Source organism: Bailinhaonella thermotolerans (assembly GCF_003594875.1).
Classification (GTDB): domain Bacteria; phylum Actinomycetota; class Actinomycetes; order Streptosporangiales; family Streptosporangiaceae; genus Bailinhaonella; species Bailinhaonella thermotolerans.
The window spans coordinates 33,859-50,235 of sequence record NZ_QZEY01000009.1 but is presented as its reverse complement, the minus strand read 5'-3'; the positions used below and the strand labels follow the sequence as shown (position 1 = coordinate 50,235).

General features: G+C 73.9%; 20 protein-coding genes. 14 read left to right on the top strand and 6 right to left on the bottom strand.

Features of this window, described 5'->3' with window-relative positions; translation table 11 throughout:
- Window positions 1–105 precede the first annotated feature (105 nt).
- Together D5H75_RS44225 and D5H75_RS22540 are read left to right on the top strand one after the other, a co-directional pair.
- Window positions 106–1,254, top strand: coding sequence for a sensor histidine kinase (locus tag D5H75_RS44225; protein ID WP_277949964.1), 1,149 nt, complete (start codon window positions 106–108; stop codon window positions 1,252–1,254).
- Window positions 1,242–1,895, top strand: coding sequence for a response regulator (locus D5H75_RS22540; RefSeq protein ID WP_119928504.1), 654 nt, complete (start codon window positions 1,242–1,244; stop codon window positions 1,893–1,895). The genes D5H75_RS44225 and D5H75_RS22540 overlap by 13 nt, the downstream gene beginning before the upstream one ends.
- Window positions 1,896–1,922: 27 nt before the next feature.
- On the opposite strand, the gene D5H75_RS22535 is transcribed toward D5H75_RS22540, so the two are convergent.
- Window positions 1,923–2,408 carry an ATP-binding protein gene (locus tag D5H75_RS22535; RefSeq protein WP_119928503.1) on the bottom strand — a complete coding sequence of 162 codons (486 nt, stop codon included), beginning with the start codon at window positions 2,406–2,408 and terminating at the stop codon, window positions 1,923–1,925.
- 274 nt (window positions 2,409–2,682) lie between these two features.
- On the opposite strand from D5H75_RS22535, the gene D5H75_RS22530 reads away from it, so the two are divergent.
- The 3 genes from D5H75_RS22530 to D5H75_RS22520 all read left to right on the top strand — a co-directional run bounded on the left by D5H75_RS22530 (window position 2,683) and on the right by D5H75_RS22520 (window position 4,140).
- Window positions 2,683–3,531 (top strand): helix-turn-helix domain-containing protein, encoded by an 849-nt coding sequence (locus tag D5H75_RS22530; protein ID WP_202638399.1) that lies wholly within the window; start codon window positions 2,683–2,685, stop codon window positions 3,529–3,531.
- A gap of 17 nt (window positions 3,532–3,548) precedes the next feature.
- A complete protein-coding gene (locus D5H75_RS22525) occupies window positions 3,549–3,719 on the top strand; it encodes a DUF397 domain-containing protein (protein ID WP_119928688.1) in 171 nt (56 codons plus the stop codon).
- Between the two features lie 70 nt (window positions 3,720–3,789).
- Window positions 3,790–4,140, top strand: coding sequence for a ribosomal maturation YjgA family protein (locus tag D5H75_RS22520; protein WP_119928501.1), 351 nt, complete (start codon window positions 3,790–3,792; stop codon window positions 4,138–4,140).
- A 27-nt stretch (window positions 4,141–4,167) separates the two neighbouring features.
- Here the strand turns inward: D5H75_RS22520 and D5H75_RS22515 are convergent, their stop codons facing one another.
- On the bottom strand, window positions 4,168–4,914 hold the full coding sequence (locus D5H75_RS22515; RefSeq protein ID WP_119928500.1) for a (2Fe-2S)-binding protein: 747 nt from the start codon (window positions 4,912–4,914) through the stop codon (window positions 4,168–4,170).
- A 240-nt stretch (window positions 4,915–5,154) separates the two neighbouring features.
- Between D5H75_RS22515 and D5H75_RS22510 the strand changes: the two genes are divergently transcribed.
- The 4 genes from D5H75_RS22510 to D5H75_RS22495 all read left to right on the top strand — a co-directional run bounded on the left by D5H75_RS22510 (window position 5,155) and on the right by D5H75_RS22495 (window position 8,717).
- Window positions 5,155–6,357: a hypothetical protein gene (locus D5H75_RS22510; RefSeq protein WP_119928499.1), complete on the top strand. Its 1,203-nt coding sequence runs from the start codon at window positions 5,155–5,157 to the stop codon at window positions 6,355–6,357.
- 11 nt (window positions 6,358–6,368) lie between these two features.
- Window positions 6,369–7,046: a uracil-DNA glycosylase gene (locus D5H75_RS22505; protein ID WP_119928498.1), complete on the top strand. Its 678-nt coding sequence runs from the start codon at window positions 6,369–6,371 to the stop codon at window positions 7,044–7,046.
- A 213-nt stretch (window positions 7,047–7,259) separates the two neighbouring features.
- Complete coding sequence (locus D5H75_RS22500) at window positions 7,260–8,012, top strand: SDR family NAD(P)-dependent oxidoreductase (RefSeq protein WP_119928497.1); 753 nt, start codon at window positions 7,260–7,262, stop codon at window positions 8,010–8,012.
- A 123-nt stretch (window positions 8,013–8,135) separates the two neighbouring features.
- Window positions 8,136–8,717, top strand: a complete 582-nt coding sequence (locus D5H75_RS22495; protein ID WP_119928687.1) for a C40 family peptidase — start codon at window positions 8,136–8,138, stop codon at window positions 8,715–8,717.
- A 34-nt stretch (window positions 8,718–8,751) separates the two neighbouring features.
- Here D5H75_RS22495 and D5H75_RS22490 read toward each other — a convergent pair whose 3' ends face one another.
- The 4 genes from D5H75_RS22490 to D5H75_RS22475 form a co-directional block, all read right to left on the bottom strand.
- On the bottom strand, window positions 8,752–9,207 hold the full coding sequence (locus tag D5H75_RS22490) for a GyrI-like domain-containing protein (RefSeq protein ID WP_119928496.1): 456 nt from the start codon (window positions 9,205–9,207) through the stop codon (window positions 8,752–8,754).
- A gap of 26 nt (window positions 9,208–9,233) precedes the next feature.
- Entirely contained in the window at window positions 9,234–9,473 is a 240-nt protein-coding gene (locus D5H75_RS22485) for an EF-hand domain-containing protein (protein ID WP_119928495.1), read from the bottom strand.
- A 94-nt stretch (window positions 9,474–9,567) separates the two neighbouring features.
- Window positions 9,568–10,617 (bottom strand): fatty acid desaturase family protein, encoded by a 1,050-nt coding sequence (locus tag D5H75_RS22480; RefSeq protein WP_242454438.1) that lies wholly within the window; start codon window positions 10,615–10,617, stop codon window positions 9,568–9,570.
- 222 nt (window positions 10,618–10,839) lie between these two features.
- Window positions 10,840–12,234 carry a serine/threonine protein kinase gene (locus D5H75_RS22475; RefSeq protein ID WP_206781965.1) on the bottom strand — a complete coding sequence of 465 codons (1,395 nt, stop codon included), beginning with the start codon at window positions 12,232–12,234 and terminating at the stop codon, window positions 10,840–10,842.
- 204 nt (window positions 12,235–12,438) lie between these two features.
- Between D5H75_RS22475 and D5H75_RS22470 the strand changes: the two genes are divergently transcribed.
- From D5H75_RS22470 to D5H75_RS22450, 5 genes are all read left to right on the top strand, one after another.
- Window positions 12,439–13,239, top strand: a complete 801-nt coding sequence (locus D5H75_RS22470) for a CoA transferase subunit A (RefSeq protein ID WP_119928492.1) — start codon at window positions 12,439–12,441, stop codon at window positions 13,237–13,239.
- A 47-nt stretch (window positions 13,240–13,286) separates the two neighbouring features.
- Complete coding sequence (locus tag D5H75_RS22465) at window positions 13,287–13,958, top strand: CoA-transferase subunit beta (protein ID WP_119928686.1); 672 nt, start codon at window positions 13,287–13,289, stop codon at window positions 13,956–13,958.
- 106 nt (window positions 13,959–14,064) lie between these two features.
- Window positions 14,065–15,240, top strand: a complete 1,176-nt coding sequence (locus D5H75_RS22460; RefSeq protein ID WP_119928491.1) for a thiolase family protein — start codon at window positions 14,065–14,067, stop codon at window positions 15,238–15,240.
- Window positions 15,240–15,923 carry a protocatechuate 3,4-dioxygenase subunit beta gene (pcaH, locus tag D5H75_RS22455; protein WP_119928490.1) on the top strand — a complete coding sequence of 228 codons (684 nt, stop codon included), beginning with the start codon at window positions 15,240–15,242 and terminating at the stop codon, window positions 15,921–15,923. The genes D5H75_RS22460 and pcaH overlap by 1 nt, the downstream gene beginning before the upstream one ends.
- Window positions 15,920–16,351 carry a carboxypeptidase regulatory-like domain-containing protein gene (locus tag D5H75_RS22450; RefSeq protein ID WP_119928489.1) on the top strand — a complete coding sequence of 144 codons (432 nt, stop codon included), beginning with the start codon at window positions 15,920–15,922 and terminating at the stop codon, window positions 16,349–16,351. Before pcaH ends, D5H75_RS22450 begins: the two co-directional genes overlap by 4 nt.
- Window positions 16,352–16,377: the final 26 nt, after the last annotated feature.

Genomic DNA, 16,377 nt, shown 5'->3' with positions numbered 1-16,377 from the left:
GCCGCCCGCATCGGCCGGGCGGTCGCGGCCCGTCCTTCCCCGGCGGGCCCCGGGTCCTACTTCGGTAGGTGCCGGCCCCGCCGCCCGCATGACTAGCCTGAGCTGGTGAGACAGAGGCGATCCCCGGGACCCGCGGCCGTGGCGGCCGTGGTCCTGGGCGTGGGCGCGCTGACCGGCCTGGCGCTGTGGGGACCGGCCGGCGGCCGGATGACGGGCCTGGACGCCGTGGCCGCGGCGGCGGGGCTGGCCTCGGCGGTCGCCCAGTTGTGGTGGCCGGTCTCCGGGGCGCTGACCGCCACGGTCCTGGCCGCGCTCTCCCCGGCGGCCACCCCCGCCGCGTCGCTGGGCGCGTTGCAGACCGCCCAGCGCAGGAGGCCGCCCGTCGCCGCGGCGGTGGCGGCGGCGGGCGTCGGCGCCCACCTGGTCCAGGGGTTGTGGCGGCCGAACTCCGGCATCTCCCTCGGCTGGTGGCTGCTGCTGATCTGCGCCGCCTACGGCGCGCTGCTCGGCTGGGGCGCGCTCGCCCGGTCCCGCCGCGCGCTGCTCGACTCGCTGCGCGAGCGCGCCCGCCGCGCCGAGGCCGAACAGGGCAGGCGGGTCGCCGAGGCGCGGATGGCCGAGCGCCGCAGGCTCGCCAGGGAGATGCACGACGTGCTGGCGCACCGCCTGTCGCTGGTGGCCACCCACGCCGGGGCGCTGGAGTACCGCCCGGACTCCTCGCCCGAACAGCTCGCCCGGGCCGCCGGGGTGGTCCGCGCCGGGGTGCGCCAGGCGCTGGAGGAACTGCGCCAGGTCATCGGCCTGCTCCGCGAGGACGGCGACCTCACGGACGGGCCGGGGTCCCCGCCCGCCCCGCCCGTCCTGGCCGACCTGCCGCGCCTGGTCGCCGAGGCGCGTGACGCGGGGCAGGAGGTGCGGCTCCGCGACGAGACCGGCGAGGAGCCGCCTCCCGCCGTCGGGAGGACCGGCTACCGGGTGGTCCAGGAGGGGCTGACCAACGCGCGCAAGCACGCCCCCGGCCGCCCGGTGGAGGTGCTGCTGCGCGGCGCTCCCGGCGGGGACCTGGAGATCGGCATCCGCAACCCGCTGCCGGAGACGTCCCCGGCCGTGGGGTTCCCGGGGGACGAGCCGCCCGGCGGCGGCCTCGGGCTGGTCGGGCTCACCGAACGGGTCCGGCTGGCCGGCGGGCGGCTGGACCACGAGCGCGCCGGCGGGGAGTTCCGGCTGCGGGCCCGGTTACCATGGCCCGCGTGATCCGCGTGCTCCTGGTCGACGACGACGCCCTGGTCCGCGCGGGGCTGTCCATGATGCTGGACGGCGTCGCCGGCATCACCGTCGTCGGCGAGGCTGGCGACGGCGGGGAGGCGATCGCGGCCGTCGACGCCCACGCCCCCGACGTCGTCCTGATGGACCTGCGGATGCCCGGCGTGGACGGCATCACCGCCACCCGGCGGCTGCGCGCCCGCGCCCGCCCGCTGGAGGTGATCGTGCTGACCACCTTCGACACCGACGAGAACATCCTGCTCGCACTGCGCGCGGGGGCCGGCGGCTTCCTGCTCAAGGACACCCCGCCGCAGCGGATCGTGGAGGCCGTGACGCGGGTCGCCGAGGGAGACCCCATCCTGTCCCCGCAGGTCACGAGGCGGCTGATGGACGACGCCCTCACCCGCGCCGGCGCCTACGAGCACGCCCGCGCCGCGCTGGCCGCTCTCACCCCGCGCGAGCGGGAGGTGGCCCTCGCGATCGCGCACGGCCGGTCGAACGCCGAGATCGGCGCCGAACTCGCCATGGGCGTCACCACCGTGAAGGCCCACGTCTCCAGCATCCTCACCAAGCTGGACCTGGACAACCGCACGCAGATAGCCCTCCTGGCCCACGACGCCGGCCTGGCCTGACCCGGCCGGGTCCGCGCCCGGCCCGCCTCAGCCGTGGAAGAGGGCGGTGAAGGTGCGGCCGCGGGCGTTGCCGTACCAGCCCCACTCGGAGGCGGTGGCGGCGACCGTGAGCAGGCCGCGCCCGCCCTCGCGCAGTTCGTCGGCCGAGCGGGCGTACGGCAGGGGCGAGGGCTCGCTCTCCCCGCCCTCGTCGGACACGGCCACGGTGACCGCGTCGCCCCAGCGGCACACCTCCACGACGTACGCGCCGCCGGGCGCCCCGCTCGCGGTGTGCTGGAGCGCGTTGGCCACGAACTCCGCCACGACCTGCACGACGTCATCGCGCCTGGGGAACCCCTCCAGCAGGAACCGCACGAACCCGCGCGCCGCCCCCGCCTCACGCGGATCCCCCGCGAAAGCGCGCCTCCAGGACTCCCCCTCCGCGCGCGCCCCCCGGCCGTACGGCGGCCCGCCGTACCTCGGGGAGGGGAGGAGTGCGGCGTCGGCGTTCCGGCGGATGACGTCGATGGGCATACGAGCCTCCAGAAGCTTCCGGGATACAAGGAGCGCGGAGCACGAATCCATCCCGGCGACGCGCCTGCCGGGGACCGGCGAGCGGCCCAAGGCGTGATACCGGGGCTCTCACCTGCTCGTGATCACATGGAGTGAGTGATTCGACACGGAAAGAGTCGCAGGCAAGTCTGTGGATGGCAACCTTGCCTGAGAAATTGGGCCAGAAATGCCGAACGGCTTGCCCGCCGTCCGATGCCTCGGGACACTGCTCTCTGGCGCAACTGGAGGTGATGGCATGGTCGCAGCGCGTGCGGAGACCTTTCGCGCACGCCAGCTACGCCTGGAACTCCTGCGCCTCCGCACGACCGCACGGCTGACCCTCGACGACGTCGCCGCCGAACTCGACTGGTCCTCGTCCAAGATCTCGCGTATCGAGTCCGGCCGGAACGGCGTGAGCCCCAGCGACGTCCGCCTCCTCCTCGACGTCTACGGCGTGCGCGATCACGCAACCCGGGAGAAGCTCGTCGAGCTGGCGCGAGCCGCCCGGAGAAAGGGATGGTGGCACGCCTACCCTGAGGTCTTCAGGAGCGCGTACGCCACGGCGGAAGCGGACGCCGTGACCATCTCCACATACGAGAGCGATCTCGTGCCGGGCCTGTTGCAGACGGCGGACTACCAGACGGCGCTTCTCCGGGCTTGCCGGCCGGACCTGCGCGACGCGGAGATCGAGCGCCGTCTCGCGGCCCGCGCCGAAAGGCGCGCCATCCTCACTCGGAGTGATCCGCCCCGCCTGATGGTGGTGGTCGGTGAGGCGGTGTTACGGCGGCCGGTGGGCGGACGGAAGGTCATGCGCGGCCAACTGACCTATCTCATCGAACTCGCCGAGTCGCCCTGGATGTCGTTCCAGATCCTGCCCTCGAACTCGGGATCACACGCGGGCAGGGGCGTTTCCTTCGTGCTCCTCGATCTCGCGGAGGGCGGCCGGCTCGGGGTGGTGTTCCTGGAACACCTCACCGGCCACCTCTTCCTTGAAGCCGAGACGGATGTGGCTCGCTATAGGGAGGAGTTTTCGGTACTGGTGAAGGAGGCGATGGATCCCGAGGAATCCATCGCACTGATTCGGCGGTCGCTGGCGGAGATGTGAGCGAGGGGACGCTTCGAATGATCGTTTGGCGTAGGAGTTCGCGTAGTCAGCCGGATGGTGAGAACTGTGTGGAGGTCGCCGGGGTGGGGGCGGCGGTGGCCGTGCGGGACTCGAAGGATCCGGAGGGGCCGTGGCTGGAGTTCACGCGGGGGGAGTGGGGCGAGTTCCTGGGGCGGATCAAGGGGTGACCCGCGGTCTCACCGGATGAGCGGGTCGGCTTCGCCTGGAGCGCGTTACCGGGGCCGGTAGGGTCGGGGGATGTCTCGGGTGTCGGTTCTGCTGGCCGCGCTGGTCACCGTGGCGGCGGGGCTGGGGGTTCGGGCGCTTCTCGACGGCGGGGTCGCCAAGTACGGCGGGGACCTGCTCTACGCGGTGCTCGTCCACTGGGTGATCCTGTTCTGCCGGCCCCGGTGGCGGCCTCCGGTCGTGGGGGGCCTGGCGGCGGCCGTCTGCTGGGTGATCGAGTTCGCGCAGCTCGGGGAGATCCCGGCGGTCCTGCGGCCCGTCCTGGGGAGCACCTTCAACGCGCCCGACCTGTTCTGGTACCTCGTAGGGGCCGCCCTCGCCACGGCCGCCCACGCCTTCTGGGCCCGGCGCGCCCGCGGCTGAGCCGAGGCGATCGCGGCGGCCGTACGGCTAGCGCCGGACGCAGCAGGTGGCGCAGACCTTGGCGTCGGGCACCGTCACGTAGAGGCAGCAGGTGCGGCGGCGGAACTCGGGGGCGAACTCGACCAGGTGGTCCAGGGCCAGGAGGGACAGGAGCTCCTCGGCCTCGCGCCTGCCGTCGCCGTCGAGGATCAGGGGGGCCAGGCTCAGGAGGGGGTGGGCGAACGCCTCGGCCACGGTGCCCCAGAGGTTGCGCTCACCGGCCCGGGTGGCCGCGTTGATGACCTTGATCAGCGGCGTGAAGTGGCCCTCCAGGATCTCGCGCCGGATCACCCCGGCCAGCGCCCGGCCGGAGGGCACGGCGACCGTGCCCGGCCCGTCGGCGTGCGCGTCCCCGGCCACCAGGGCCGCGCGCGGCGCCCGGATCGCCACCGAGACGCGCGGGTCGCCCACCCGGAAGACCGCGTTGTCCCAGGTGAACAGGGGGACCCGGCGGTTGAGGGCCCAGCCGAGGGCGATGGGGTACGCCGTCCAGTAGGCGTAGGACTTCCAGAGGAACGAGGCGCCCACGTGGCGCGGAGCGCCGTAGCCCGCGGCGATCTCGTCGGACAGGGAGGTCACCAGGCCGGGCGTGAGATCCGCGGGGGAGGACCAGTCCCCGGGGTCGGCGGCCACCAGCGGCGCGTGCACGCCCAGGGGCGCGCCGCGCAGCCGCTCGGCCTCGGCCAGGAGGTCGAGCAGGGGATCGAGCGCCGCCGTCCGTGACAGGGTCCTCATGTTAGGGAAGCCTAACCTATGACGATCATCGCCGGGACAGGACCCGGGTGATGCCGGCCGCGATCGTGGTCGCCGGCATCCAGCCCGCGAGGATGAGCGGCCACGCCCCCCACTGCGCGACGCCGTACGGCGGGCCGGGGCGGGGGGTCCGGGGATGGGTGGGGCCGGGGCCTGAGGGGGCGGAAGGGGACGTACAGTGAAGCCCACCGTTTTCCGCACGAAAGGGTCCCCGGCGTTCTCGTGGACAGCTCTCTGTACGTCTTCGTGGAGGATCTGCGCGGCGAGGGGGCCGCGGCGGTGGTGGACCGGGCGGTGGGGGAGTACGGCGTGCGCGGGGTGACCGTAGGCGCGGCGTACCACCGGACGCGGGACGTGACGCCCCACGGGGCCCGGCGGGTGACCCCGCGGCGGGACGGGGCGCACTTCCCGATCCCTGACGGGCTGTTCACGGGACGCCTGCGGCCGCCGGTCCAGCCCGGCGCGGAGGGGCGCCCCCTCGACGACGCGCGGCGGGAGACGGCCCGGCGGGGCGCGGCCCTGCACGGGTGGGCGGTGTTCCTCCGCAACGAGACCCTCGGCGAGGCGCACCCCGACCTGACCCCCGAGGACTGCTTCGGGGACCGGGGCGCGCCGGCCGACCTGTGCCCGGCGAACCCGCCGGTGCGGGAGTACGCCGTGGACCTGGCGCGGGCGGTGGCGCGGCAGGGCGTGGACACGGTGGCCGCCGAGGCGCTGCACTTCGGGGAGTTCGGCGCGGAGGCGTGCGCCGTCCCGCTGGGGCCGATGGACGCCTTCCTGTTCGGCCTGTGCTTCTGCGAGTGGTGCCTGCGGCAGGCCGAGGACTTCGGCGTGGACGCCGCGGCCGCGCGCCAGGAGTGCCGCCGCGTCGTCGGCGCGGTGCTCGACGGCGGGCCCCCGGCGGAGGGGGCCGTCACCCGGGCGGCGCTCACGGCGTACGCGGGGCCGGAGGTCGTCGCCTACGCCCGCGCCCGGACCGAGACCGTGACCTCGCTGGTCTCGGAGGTGACCGCGGCGGTGCGGGCCGAGGGCGCGAGGCTGGTGTACCTCGACCCGGCCGGGGCCGCCAAGGGGTCCGCCGACGGCGCGCCGACCGGCCCGTACGCCGCCCACGAGGCGTGGCGCTTCGGCGTGGACGTGGTCGCGCTCGGCGACATCGTCCCGTCGTACGGCGTGCGCGCCTACGCCCGCGACCCGAGCCGGGTGGGCGGGGACGTGTCGGCCTACCGGCGTTCGCTGGGCGCGGGCACGGAACTGCGCGTCGTGCTGCGGCCGGGCGCGCCCGACACCGACTCGGCGGAGCACCTGGGGGCCAAGGTCGCGGCGGCACGGGCGGCCGGCGCGGACGCGGTGGACTTCTACCACTACGGGCTGGTTCCGTACGCGGTGCTCGAACGCATCCCCGAAGCCCTCGTTCGGCAGTAGAGTGAGCGCCCATGGCGGCACGACCTCTCCATGAAATCGTCGAAGAAGGCTGGGCCAAGGCCCTCGACCCGGTCGCGGACAAGATCGCCGCGATGGGCGACTTCCTCCGGGCGGAACTCGCCGCCCAGCGGTCCTACCTCCCCGCGGGCGAGAACGTCCTTCGCGCGTTCAAGCAGCCCTTCGACGACGTCCGGGTCCTGATCGTCGGCCAGGACCCCTATCCGACCCCCGGCCACGCGGTCGGCCTGAGCTTCTCGGTCGCCCCCGACGTGCGCCCGCTGCCGCCGAGCCTGGTCAACATCTACAAGGAGTACGTCGCCGACCTGGGCTACCCGATGCCCTCCAACGGCGACCTCACCCCGTGGGCCGAGCGCGGCGTCCTCCTCCTCAACAGGGCGCTCACGGTCATGCCCGGCAAGCCCAACTCGCACCAGGGCAAGGGCTGGGAGGAGATCACCGAGCAGGCCATCCGCGCCCTCGCCGCGCGCGGCCGCCCGATGGTCGCCATCCTCTGGGGCCGCAACGCCCGCAACCTCGCCCCCCTCCTCAAGCCCGTCCCCTGTATCGAGTCCGCCCACCCGAGCCCCCTGTCGGCCCGTTCCGGCTTCTTCGGCTCCCGCCCCTTCAGCCGCACCAACGAGCTCCTGGCCCAGCAGGGCGCCGACCCCATCGACTGGCGCCTCCCGTAACCCCCCGGACCAGCGCAGGCGCGGGACCCGTTCCCGCGCCTTCTTCCTTTTCACCCCCTTCTCGTACGGCTCCCGCCGGGCCGGATCCCCGGGCGGCGCGCCACCTTATTTGACCGATCGTTCTAGATACGGCTAGGGTCCGTCATGAGGCGCGGGACTCGCCGCGGCTCTATCTAGAACGATCGGTCAAATAAGAGGCGAAGGAGCGGGAAGATGCGGTTCACCGGAAAGGTCGCGCTGGTCACCGGGGCGGGGTCGGGCATCGGGCAGGCCACCGCGCGGGCGCTCGCGCGGGAAGGCGCGACCGTCGTCGTGGCGGGCCGCCGGCGCGAGGCCCTGGACGAGACCGTCGCGCTGATCGCGGAGGAGGGCGGCCGGGCCGACGCGATCACCGCCGACGTGACCCGGGCGGCCGACATGGAGCGGCTGGTCGCCGAGACCGTCGCCCGTCACGGCGGCCTGCACGTGGCAGTCAACAACGCCGGGATCTTCACCGCCGGGCGGGTCCACGAGATCGACGAGGCCGACTGGGCCCGCACCTTCGAGGTCAACGTCACCGGCGTGATGCTGGCCATGAAGTACGAGATCGCCCACATGCGCCGGAACGGCGGCGGCACCATCGTCAACGTCTCCTCGAACATCGGCGCCCACCGCAGGCTCCCCGGCCTCGGGGCCTACGCCGCCTCCAAGGCCGCCGTCAGCGCCCTCACCCGCGCGGCCGCCCTGGAGTACATCTCCGAGAACGTCCGCGTCAACGCCGTCAGCCCCGGCCCGCACGCCACCGCCATGTCCCTCTACCCGGGCGAGAGCGAGGCCGAGCGCGTGGCCCGCATGAAGGACGAGTCCCCGATCGGCCGCGTGGGCACCCTGGAGGAGGCCGCCGCCGGCATCCTCTGGCTGGCCGGCCCCGACTCGGCCTACACCGTCGGCCACGACCTGGTCATGGACGGCGCCGCCACCGCCTGATCCCCGCCCCGCCAGGTCCCTCCCCGCGAGGGGAGGGGGAGGGACGGCGGGGGGGCATTTTCGGGCGGAGCGGTCCATAGGGTGGGATTCGGTGAGAGGATCGCGCCTCAGGGGGTGCGGATCATGAGGGCGCTCACGGGGATCCTGGCGGGGGTCGCGCTGGTCGTGGTGGCGTCGGCGCCGCTTCGGGAGTCCACGCAGGACCGGGTGGTGGCCTTCGCGCACGCGGTCCTCACCGGCCGGGTCGAACCCGCGGACTGGGACGGGCGCGACATCCCGTACTCCTGGGGCGGCGGCCACGCCAAGGCCCCCGGGCCCTCCACCGGGACCTGCCGGGGGTACCGGGGCTCCATCCGGCCCTGCCCGGCGGAGCGGACGCGCGGGCTGGACTGCTCGGGTCTCACGCGCTGGGTCTACCACCTCGCCCACGGCCGGGACGTGCTCGGGCCGGGCAACACCAACGACCACCTCGCCCGGCTCCGGCGGGTCCCGGCGGACGAGGCGGTGCCCGGCGACCTCGTCTTCTACGGCCAGGTCACCCCGCGCCGCCGTACCCACCACGTCGGCGTCTACATCGGCGGCGGCCGCATGATCAACGCCCTGAAGACCGGGACCGTAGTCCGCGTGGACCCCATCACCGCGGTCAAGGGCCTGGCCGGCTTCTACCGCTACGACCGCCCCGCACGCCGCCCGGCCGCCCGCTGACCTCCGCCGCCGCGCGCCCCGCCGTACCGGAGGGTCAGCGGATGGCGAGGTAGAGGTCCGCGCCCTCCTCGTGGTGGATCTCCACGTCGGTGGTGAAGGAGCGGGCGGGCGAGCCGCCCGACTCGGTGTGCTTCCAGACCTCGGCCCAGGTGTCGAGCAGCGCCTGCGGCATGGGGCCGCGGGCCGAGAGGCGCAGGCAGCGCGCCGCCGGGACGCGGACCGCGACCAGGTTCTCCGGGATCGCGGCGGGCGAGGTGACCGCGACTCCGACGATCTGGGTGTAGGCCCCGCGGTGGTCGCTCTCGTAGTCCGTCAGCACGGCGTACAGGTTCTCGTCCATCCGGCCCGGCACGTGCGCGAACGCGCCTGGTTGGGACGCGCGCCCCCACAGGGCGGGGAGCAGGGCGCGGGCCGGGTCGGCCTCCGCGGCGTTCGAGGTGCGCACGGCGTAGCCGACGACGAAGAACTCCGCACGGTCGAGGACGAGCAACGTGATCTCCTTACTGAACCCTGTGACTAACCCTGAGCGTGCCGGCCGCGGTACTGGGCCTTGGACATGAACGTCGCGAACTCGTCGAGGGAGATCCGCCCGTCGCCGTTCCGGTCGATGCTCGCCACCGCCTCCAGGGCGGCGGCGACGCTGAACTCCAGGCCGAGGGCGGCCATCAGCCGCTGCATCTCCTCGGCGGAGATCCGTCCGTCGCCGTCGGTGTCGACCAACTGGAAGGTCGCCGCGTACTCGTTCGTGTCCGCCATCGTCTCCCCCTCGCTCGGGCCGGGCTCCCGGCCGACGCGAAATCAGCCGGGAGAACAATATCCGTAAGGGGTCGGGCAGGGTTAAGGAGGTCGGTCAGGCGGCCGCTCGCAGGTCCGTCCCGGCCCGCAGGTCCGTCCCGGCGTCGTGGAGGTGCCGCAGCATCTCGCGGTACGACTCGGTCAGGCTCGTCTCGGTGTACGGCACGCCGACCTCCTCGCAGTAGGCGCGCACGATGGGCTGGGCCCGGTGCAGGTTGCCGCTCGGCATGCTCGGGAAGAGGTGGTGCTCGACCTGGTAGTTGAGGCCGCCCATGAGGTGGTCGGTCAGGCGCCCGCCGCGGACGTTGCGCGAGGTGAGCACCTGGCGGCGCAGGAAGTCCAGCTCCTCCTCGGGGCCGACCATCTTCATGCCCTTGTGGTTGGGCGCGAACACCGAGCCCATGTAGAGCCCCCACAGGCCCTTGTTCACGGCCGCGAACGCCAGCGCCTTGCCCGGGGGCAGCACCAGGGCCAGCGCCCCGACGTACGTCACGAAGTGGCCGACCAGGAGGCCGCCCTCCAGCAGCGGGCGCCGCACGACGCCCCTGAACAGCGCCTGCATGGCGCCGAGGTGCAGGTTGAGCCCCTCCAGGAGGCACAGCGGGAAGAACAGCGGGGCCTGGTGGCGGTTGATGAAGCCGACCACGCCGCGCCCGCCCTGGCCGCGGGCCTGGCCGCGGGTCCAGACGAGCACGCCGGGCGCCACGTCGGGGTCGCGCTCCTCGTGGTTGGGGTTGGCGTGGTGCCGGTTGTGCTTGTCCATCCACCAGCCGTAGCCGAGGCCGATGCCGATGTTGCCCAGGAGGCCGGCGTTCTCGGCCGTGCGCCGCGACTTGAAGACCTGCCGGTGCCCGATGTCGTGCCCGAGGAACGCCGCCTGCGCGAACGCGTACGCCAGCACGACCGCCACGGCGAGCGTCCACCACGAGTCGCCGACGACGAAGAACGCCGCCCAGCCGCCGACGAACATCACCAGCACGAACACGGCCCGGGCGAGGTGGTACCCCGGTCGTCGTTCCAGCAGCCCGGCCCGCTTGATGCGCTGGGAGAGCTCCGCGAAGTCGCTCCCCCGGCGAGTCCCGATCACCGCTGTCTGTTCCCGCACTTTCGCTCCGTCCTGAAGTCCGACAAGGCCTCTATGGACCGGAACGGTACGCATCAGCCCAGCTCAGCACGTCACCTCGCAGAGCCATCTCCCATCTACCCCAGCAGTACCCCCTACCCTCGACCCCTCCCCGCGACGGCTCTTCCGTCGCAGGTGGGCGGGGGCGCGGGGGTGGTGTAGGGGTCGGCGGGCCGCGGGCCGGCGCGGGCGGGGCCGGCGCGGTCAGCTCTCGGTGGGGGCGGGGTTGGGGGCGTCGCTGGGCTCGGGCTTGGGGGAGTCGTCCGGCTTGGGCGGGTCGCTCGGCTTCGGAGAGTCGTCCGGCTTGGGGGATTCGTCCGGCTTCGGGGACTCGGAGGGCTTGGGGCTCTCGCTGGGCTTGGGGGTCTCCGAGGGCTTGGGGTTCTGCGAGGGCTTGGGCCGGCCGGTGGGCTTGCCGGTGGGCTTGGGCCTGGCGGTGGGGGCGGCGGCGCGGGCCGGGTCCGCCGGGCGGTCGGCGAAGGAGCGGGGCGGGGAGGCCGGGGCGCCGGTGGTGGCCCCCGCCGGGGCCGGCCTCGGCGTCCTGGGCGAGGCCGGGGCGGTCACCGGGGTGCCGGTCGCGGAGAGGGGGACGACCGTCGTGGTGTCACCCGGGGCGGTGGCAACCGGGCGGGCCTCGGCGCCCGTGCGCTCCGCCAGGGCGCTCCCGCCGTAGAAGGCCACGGCGGTCGCCGACGCCACGGCCAGCACGCGCAGGGCCGCGTTGCGGAGCGGACCGATGATCGTCTCGCGGCCGGCCAGCAGCGCCCGGGGGAACTCGGTGGCCTGGAGCGTCGCGCGGATGCCCAGCTCCGCCGCGCCCACCCGCCGCCAGTCGGCCCCGAGGTGCAGGTCCGCCAGGTCCTCCAGCTCCGCGAGGTACACCTCGGGGTCCGCGGGGCGGGCCGAGGGCTCCTTCGCCAGGCCGCGCCGGACCGCCGGCCGCAGCTCCGCCGGCACCCGCTCCACCGGGATCGGGGCCCGCTCGTGCCGCCCGCGCGGGTCGTCCCCGACGTACGGCGGGGCGCCCGTGAGGCACTCGAAGAAGACGGCCGCGGCGGCGTACATCGAGGTCTGGAGGGTGACCGGCCGCTCGGCCCACTGCTCGGGCGCGGTGTAGGGGTTGCGCTCCAGGGACGGCACGTCCAGGCAGAACCCGCTGAGCCGGACCGTGCCGCGCGAGTCGAGCAGGATCTTGCCCGGCGTCAGCGAGGGGTGCGGCAGCCCGGCGTCGCCGGCGGCGCCCAGGCCGCGCAGCACCTGGCCGAGCAGCACGACCGCCGCCTCGGGGCCGAGGGGGCCGCGCGCGGAGAGCACCGTGCGCAGGGACACGCCCTGGACCAGCTCCATGACCAGCGCCGCGCCGCGCTCATGCCGTACGAAACCGCGGACGCGGACGACGTGCGGGTCCTCGACCGAGGCGAGCAGCCGGGCGCGCTTCTCGACGTCGCCCAGGAACCGGGGGACGGTGATCAGCTCGGCGGGCAACTGCTTGATCGCGACGAGCGCGCCGCTGTCCTGATGGCGGGCGATCACCACCCGGCCGGAACCGCCCCGGTCGAGCTCCCGGATCTCCTGGAAGCCGACGATGCCCGGATTCACGCTCACACTCCTGTTCGCCACGATCTCACGGAAACACGTCGCGGTCGCGTTCTGGTCACAGACCCCTTTATAGGACGCAATTCTCGTGATTTCCGGAGAATCCCCCGACTTTGTGACCACCCCGAGTCCTTGACCCCGTCACTCGGAGCTGAGTAGGTTCGCGTAGAGAACGTCGGTTCGACAGGCGAACACGGAGGAGGCGGCGTGGCTCGGGTGGTTCCGCTGGCGGACGCCGTGGCGGAGCTGGTGCGCGACGGGGACTCGGTGGCCCTGGAGGGGTTCACCCACCTCATCCCGTTCGCGGCCGGGCACGAGATCATCCGGCAGGGGCGGCGTGACCTGACGCTGATCCGCATGACGCCGGACCTCGTGTACGACCAGCTCATCGGCATGGGGTGCGCGCGCAAGCTGGTCTTCTCCTGGGGCGGCAACCCGGGGGTGGGCTCGCTGCACCGCTTCCGCGACGCCGTGCAGAACTCCTGGCCGCGCCCGCTGGAGATCGAGGAGCACAGCCACGCCGGGATGGTGAACCGGTACGTCGCGGGCGCGTCGGGCCTGCCGTTCGCCGTGCTCCGGGGGTACGCCGGGACCGGGCTGGCCGAGCACACGGAGACGGTCAAGCCGATCACCTGCCCGTTCACCGGCGAGGAGCTGACGGCGGTGCCCGCGCTCAACCCGGACGTGTCGATCGTGCACGCCCAGCGCGCGGACCGGCGGGGCAACGTGCAGCTCTGGGGCATCACCGGCGTGCAGAAGGAGGCCGTGCTGGCCGCGCGCAGGTCGCTGGTGACCGTCGAGGAGGTCGTGGACGAGCTGGACGACCGGCGCGGCGCGATCGTGCTGCCCTCGTGGGCGATCTCCCTGGTCAGCCACGCGCCGCGCGGCTCGCACCCGTCGTACAGCCTGGGATACACCGTCCGCGACAACGACTTCTACGTCGCCTGGGACGCGATCAGCCGCGACCGCGACGCCTTCACCGCCTGGATGAGGGAGCACGTCCTGTGAGCGCCGAGAATCCCCTGACCCCGGGCGGCCCGGTGACCCCCGACGAGATGATGACCGTCACCGCCGCCCGCCGGCTGCGCGACGGCCGGTCCTGCTTCGTCGGCATCGGCCTGCCGAGCACCGCCGCCAACCTGGCCCGCCGCACCCACGCTCCGGAGCTGGTGCTGATCTACGAGTCGGGCACGATCGGGGCCAAGCCGGACCGGCTGCCGCTGTCGATCGGCGACGGCAACCTCGCCGAGACCGCCGACACCGTGGTCGGCGTCGCCGAGATCTTCAACTACTGGCTCCAGCCGGGCCGGATCGAGGTCGGCTTCCTCGGCGCCGCCCAGATCGACCGGTACGGCCGCGTCAACACCACGGTCATCGGCGACTACGCCGATCCCGAGGTCCGCCTCCCCGGCGCCGGCGGAGCGCCCGAGATCGCCTCGGCCTGCCGCGAGGTGATCGTGATCGTGCGCCAGACGCCGCGCTCCTTCGTGGAGCGGGTGGACTTCGTGACCTCGGTCATCCGCGGCCCGCTCACGGTGATCACCGACCTCGGGGTCCTGGAGCCCGACCCGGAGACCCGCGAACTCCGCCTGACCGCGCTCCACCCCGGTGCCACCCTGGAGGAGGCGCGCGAGAAGACCGGCTGGGACCTTTCGGCGGTCCCCGGCCTGGCGGTCACCGAGCCTCCCACCGAGGCGGAGCTGACCGCCCTGCGGAACCTGGAATGAGCGGCGGCGCCTCCGGTACGGCGGGCGGCCGGGCCCCGCGGCGGAGCGGGCCGCGCCCCGCCGGGAAGGCGGGCGGAAGCCGTACGGACGGCTCAGGGAGGGCGAAGTGAACGACGTGTTCATCCTGGACGCGGTGCGGACGCCGATCGGGCGGTACGGCGGGGCGCTGGCGGACGTGCGGCCGGACGACCTCGCGGCGGAGGTGGTGCGCGGGATCGCCGAGCGCGGCCCCGGGCTGGACCCGGCGGCCGTGGACGACGTGTTCTTCGGGGCCGCGAACGGCGCGGGCGAGGACAACCGGAACGTCGCGCGCATGGCCGCGCTGCTGGCCGGGCTGCCGCCGACGGTGCCGGGGACGACCGTGAACCGGCTCTGCGGGTCCGGCCTGGAGGCCGTGATCGGCGCGAGCCGCGCGGTGGCGGTCGGGGACGCCGAGCTGGTGATCGCGGGCGGCTCCGAGTCGATGAGCCGCGCGCCGTGGGTCATGCCGAAGCCGGAGAAGGGGTTCGCGCGCGGCCCGCGGACGATGTACGACACGGCCCTGGGCTGGCGCATGGTCAACCCGCGCATGCCGGCGGAGTGGACGGTGGCCCTCGGCGAGGGCGCGGAGATCCTGGCCGGCCGGTACGGCCTGAGCCGCGCCGCGCAGGACGAGTTCGCGCTGCGCAGCCACCAGCGGGCGGCGGCGGCCTGGGAAGCGGACCGGTTCGCCGACGAGATCCGGCCGCTCGACGGGCTGGATCGCGACGAGAGCGTGCGAGCGGACACCACGCTCGCGGCTCTCGCCCGGCTGAAGCCCGTCTTCAGGAAGGACGGGACGGTCACCGCCGGGAACTCCTCCCCGCTGAACGACGGCGCGGCGGCGCTGCTCGTCGGCGACGAGCGCGGGGCCGCCAAGGCCGGGCAGGCGCCGCTGGCGCGCGTCGCGGCGCGGGCGGCGACCGGCGTGGAGCCGCACCTGTTCGGAGTCGGGCCGGTCGAGGCGGCGCGGATCGCGCTCAAGCGGGCCGGGATCGGCTGGGGCGACCTGGCGGTGGTGGAGCTGAACGAGGCGTTCGCCGCGCAGTCGCTCGCCTGCCTGGCCGAGTGGCCCGACCTCGACCCCGAGATCGTCAACCCGAACGGCGGGGCCATCGCGCTCGGCCACCCCCTCGGGTGCTCCGGCGCCCGCATCCTCGGCTCCCTGGCCTGGGAGCTGCACCGCCGCGGGGGCGGCTACGGCCTCGCGGCCATCTGCATCGGCGTGGGCCAGGGCCTCGCCGTCGTACTCGAAGGAGCCTGATGGACGAGCTCGACGAGCTGGGCGTCCACCCCCCGCTGGACTGGCCCGACTACAGGTCCACGCGGCTGCGCCACCCGAAGCGCCCGCTGGTCCAGCCCCGGCTGGGCGCGGCCGACCTGGCGTCGCCGTACCTCGGGCACGAGCGGGTCGGGGAGCTGGACCACGACCTGACGCGGCAGCACGCGGGGGAGCCGCTGGGGGAGCGGATCATCGTGACCGGGCGGGTGACGGACGCCGACGGGCGGCCGGTGCGGAACCAGCTCGTGGAGGTCTGGCAGGCGAACGCCGCCGGGCGGTACGTCCAGAAGGAGGACCAGCACCCGGCGCCGCTGGACCCGAACTTCACCGGCGTGGGGCGGTGCCTGACCGACGACGATGGGGCGTACCGATTTATCACGATAAAGCCGGGCGCTTATCCGTGGCGGAACCACGAGAACGCCTGGCGCCCGGCGCACATCCACTTCTCGGTCTTCGGCACGGCGTTCGTGCAGCGGCTCGTCACGCAGATGTACTTCCCCGGCGACCCGCTCTTCGAGCACGACCCGATCTTCAACTCGATCCGCGACCCGAAGGCCAGGGACCTCCTCGTGTCCCGCTTCGACCTGGACACCACCGTGCCGGAGTGGGCGCTGGGCTACCGGTTCGACATCGTGCTCGGCCGTACCCCGATGGAGGACTCGTGATCACGCCGTCGCAGACCGTGGGCCCGTTCTTCAAGTTCGCGCTGCCGTACGACAAGGGTCCGCACGTCGGGGAGGGCGGCACCGTGCGCCTGTCCGGGACGGTGTACGACGGGGCGGGGGAGCCGGTGCCGGACGCGCTGATCGAGGTGAACCACCCCGGCGGGTACGGCCGGTGCGAGACGGACGAGTCCGGGAACTTCCACTTCGTCACCGCGCGGCCGGACGCCGGGCACCTCAGCGTGATCGTGAACGCGCGCGGGCTGCTGCGGCACCTGGTCACCCGCGTCTACTTCCCCGGGGCGCGGGACGAACTGCTCGAATCCCTCGGGGAGAGGGCCGCCACGTTGGTCGCCGCCGGGGACGGGGATGATCTGCGGTGGGACATCAGGCTGCAGGGGGACCGGGAGACGGTCTTCTTCCGGGTCTGAGGTACCGTCGATCAAGGTCGCCCCGC

Excerpts from the sequence above, each read along its gene's own strand:
- D5H75_RS22540 (WP_119928504.1), top strand. The coding sequence starts at position 1,242 with ATGGCCCGCGTGATCCGCGTGCTCCTGGTCGACGACGACGCCCTGGTC.
- D5H75_RS22535 (WP_119928503.1), bottom strand. The coding sequence starts at position 2,408 with ATGCCCATCGACGTCATCCGCCGGAACGCCGACGCCGCACTCCTCCCC.
- D5H75_RS22530 (WP_202638399.1), top strand. The coding sequence starts at position 2,683 with ATGGTCGCAGCGCGTGCGGAGACCTTTCGCGCACGCCAGCTACGCCTG.
- D5H75_RS22525 (WP_119928688.1), top strand. The coding sequence starts at position 3,549 with ATGATCGTTTGGCGTAGGAGTTCGCGTAGTCAGCCGGATGGTGAGAAC.
- D5H75_RS22520 (WP_119928501.1), top strand. The coding sequence starts at position 3,790 with ATGTCTCGGGTGTCGGTTCTGCTGGCCGCGCTGGTCACCGTGGCGGCG.
- D5H75_RS22515 (WP_119928500.1), bottom strand. The coding sequence starts at position 4,914 with ATGAGGACCCTGTCACGGACGGCGGCGCTCGATCCCCTGCTCGACCTC.
- D5H75_RS22505 (WP_119928498.1), top strand. The coding sequence starts at position 6,369 with ATGGCGGCACGACCTCTCCATGAAATCGTCGAAGAAGGCTGGGCCAAG.
- D5H75_RS22500 (WP_119928497.1), top strand. The coding sequence starts at position 7,260 with ATGCGGTTCACCGGAAAGGTCGCGCTGGTCACCGGGGCGGGGTCGGGC.
- D5H75_RS22495 (WP_119928687.1), top strand. The coding sequence starts at position 8,136 with ATGAGGGCGCTCACGGGGATCCTGGCGGGGGTCGCGCTGGTCGTGGTG.
- D5H75_RS22485 (WP_119928495.1), bottom strand. The coding sequence starts at position 9,473 with ATGGCGGACACGAACGAGTACGCGGCGACCTTCCAGTTGGTCGACACC.
- D5H75_RS22465 (WP_119928686.1), top strand. The coding sequence starts at position 13,287 with ATGATGACCGTCACCGCCGCCCGCCGGCTGCGCGACGGCCGGTCCTGC.
- pcaH (WP_119928490.1), top strand. The coding sequence starts at position 15,240 with ATGGACGAGCTCGACGAGCTGGGCGTCCACCCCCCGCTGGACTGGCCC.